This is a genomic window from Bradyrhizobium sp. NAS96.2 (genome assembly GCF_001908235.1).
In the GTDB taxonomy this organism is placed as follows: Bacteria; Pseudomonadota; Alphaproteobacteria; order Rhizobiales; family Xanthobacteraceae; genus Bradyrhizobium.
The window spans coordinates 1-2,321 of record NZ_LGHK01000361.1 but is presented as its reverse complement, the minus strand read 5'-3'; the positions used below and the strand labels follow the sequence as shown (position 1 = coordinate 2,321).

Below are 2,321 nucleotides of genomic sequence, written 5' to 3'. Positions count from 1 at the left end.
TCCCATTAGTCTAGCTTTAAGGTCACGTCGGGAATGCAGGTCAACGTGTTGGGCGCCGAGCGTCGGCGGCGATGGAGTTACGACGAGAAGGTCCGCCTTGTCGAAGAGACATTGCAGCCCGGCGAGACGGTCTGCGGAGTGGCGCGCCGGCACGGGGTGGCTCATAGCCTGCTGTTCACCTGGCGTCGACAAGCGCGCCAGGGGCGACTGGGCGGAGATGCTGCGCCTGCTCTTGTTCCCGTCGAGATCACACCTGTAGCGGCTCCGATCTCGAGCGGCGCACCACAACTGGCGTCTTCACCGCCGGCGCAGCGTGCGAGGGCTGGAATCATCGAGATTGAGCTCGGGGGCGGTTGTCGAGTTCGCGTTGACCGTGACGTGGACGTTGAGGCGCTGCAGCAGGTTCTTGAGCTCTTGCGACGACGATGATTCCGATTCCGAGCGGCGTCAGAGTCTGGATCGCGACCGGCCACACCGATATGCGCCGCGGCATGCGAAGCCTGGCTCTTACCGTTCAGGAGAGCCTGAAGCGCGATCCCCATGCCGGCGATCTCTACATCTTCCGGGGCCGCAGCGGCGATCTGGTCAAGATTCTTTGGCATGATGGGTTTGGCATGTCGCTCTATGCCAAGCGGCTGGACCGTGGGAAGTTCATCTGGCCTTCGGCGTCGGACGGCGCGGTATCGATCTCAGCGGCGCAGATGGCCTATATGCTGGAAGGGATCGACTGGCGGAATCCACAACTGAGCTGGCGACCGAGAAGCGCGGGTTGAGTACAAAATCCAGCAGATTTTGCATTTTTGGGGAGTCCCATCGCGTCCAATCTGTGATTCACTGCGTCGCATGGATGCCGACCGCGACGCTGTTCCGGATGACGTTGCCGCTCTGAAGAAGGCGCTGGCAGTCGAGCGCGCGAAGGGTTTGGAGATCGCCGCTGAACTTGCGGTCGCCCGTGCGAAAGCGTCTGAGGACGAAGCGCTGATTGCCCAGCAGAAGCTGCAAATTGCCAAGCTAAAGCATCAGATCTACGGCCAGCGGTCGGAGCGTTCGTCGCGCCTGATCGAGCAGTTGGCATTGGCACTCGAAGAGCTGGAAGCCGACGCCACCGAGGACGAACTGGCGGCGGAACAGGCCGTGGCCAAGACGACGACGCTGCGGGGATTTACCCGCAAGCGCGCCGAGCGCCAGACCTTCCCCGAGCACCTGCCCCGGGAGCGGGTGGTGATCGATGGGCCTAAGGCTTGCGAGTGCTGTGGCGGCAATCGTCTGCGCAAGCTCGGCGAGGACGTGACGCGCACGCTGGAAGTGGTGCCGCGCCAGTGGAAGGTGATCGAGACGGTACGGGAGAAGTTCTCCTGCCGCGACTGCGAGAAGATCAGTCAGGCCGCGGCGCCATTCCATGCCGTCGCACGGGGATGGGCCGGCCCGAGCCTGTTGGCCATGATCATGTTCGAGAAGTTCGGCCAACATCAGCCTTTAAACCGCCAGGCTGAGCGCTACGCCCTGGAAGGCGTGCCGATCGCGCTGTCGACCATGGCGGACGCCGTAGGATCGGTCAGTGCGTCGCTGGATCCCCTGCTGCGCCTGATCGAAGCTCATGTCATGGCGGCCGAGCGCCTTCATGCCGATGATAGTGTGCTGCAGAAGCACACAGAAAGGATGATCGAATGATCTGAAAATCTGTGTGCACAAGCTGTGGCAGCGATGAGGGTAGGCCCCTCGGGATCGACTTTCAGGAGTAGGTCTCAAATCACTTCAAGCGGCTTCGCTTAAGAGGCGCGGTCGTGAGCGTTGAAGCTAACGGTCGGGGGAGACCCGAACGGATACGCATCCGAGAGACGAATGAAAATGAACCCACCGATGAACCGTCGTAACGTGGAAATCGTCGTCAAAACCAGAGGTGTGTCGTCCCTCTGGGATGAGCCCGCCGGAAGCCTGATGACCGGGCGGGCGGCGACCGGCGTTGAGGGGGCGTGAATCGGATGCAGGCGCTGCTGCGGAACTGCAGGAACCAGTCGCTCCGATGGAAAGGGAGAAGCACAAGCGGAGAAGACCGCGAGGCGAGATTACCGACGCGGAGCACTGGGACGGACCGATCCGTATTAGCGATGAAGGCTCGTAATGGGGCCGGAGCGAAGGGATCGGATCAGGTGGGCTGGCCATCGTCGCAACTGGCAACAGGAGGACGTCGATGAACCAGCCGAGCAAGCCGTGCGCGGCGGCGATCAGGGTGAGACTCCAGCGACAATCAGGATGAGACTGCGCCGATGGGGACGGACCGAAGGGAGGGCGTAGCCCGACCGGAGGACCGTCCCCATCGG

Annotated in this window: 2 protein-coding genes and 1 pseudogene; all 3 read left to right on the top strand. The window is 62.4% G+C overall.

Annotation, left to right across the window (positions count from 1 at the left end):
• Nucleotides 1-33: 33 nt before the first annotated feature.
• Complete coding sequence (gene tnpA / locus AC628_RS46290) at nt 34-429, top strand: IS66-like element accessory protein TnpA (RefSeq protein WP_074132534.1); 396 nt, start codon at nt 34-36, stop codon at nt 427-429.
• On the top strand, nt 426-773 hold the full coding sequence (gene tnpB, locus AC628_RS41270) for an IS66 family insertion sequence element accessory protein TnpB (RefSeq protein ID WP_074132533.1): 348 nt from the start codon (nt 426-428) through the stop codon (nt 771-773). Before tnpA ends, tnpB begins: the two co-directional genes overlap by 4 nt.
• Before the next feature lie 70 nt (nt 774-843).
• A pseudogene (locus AC628_RS41265) lies at nt 844-1,641 on the top strand (IS66 family transposase); the annotation flags it as partial.
• Nucleotides 1,642-2,321: the final 680 nt, after the last annotated feature.

Bases quoted from the DNA above. Each gene is read 5' to 3' on its own strand.
- tnpA (WP_074132534.1), top strand. From the start codon at position 34: ATGCAGGTCAACGTGTTGGGCGCCGAGCGTCGGCGGCGATGGAGTTAC.
- tnpB (WP_074132533.1), top strand. From the start codon at position 426: ATGATTCCGATTCCGAGCGGCGTCAGAGTCTGGATCGCGACCGGCCAC.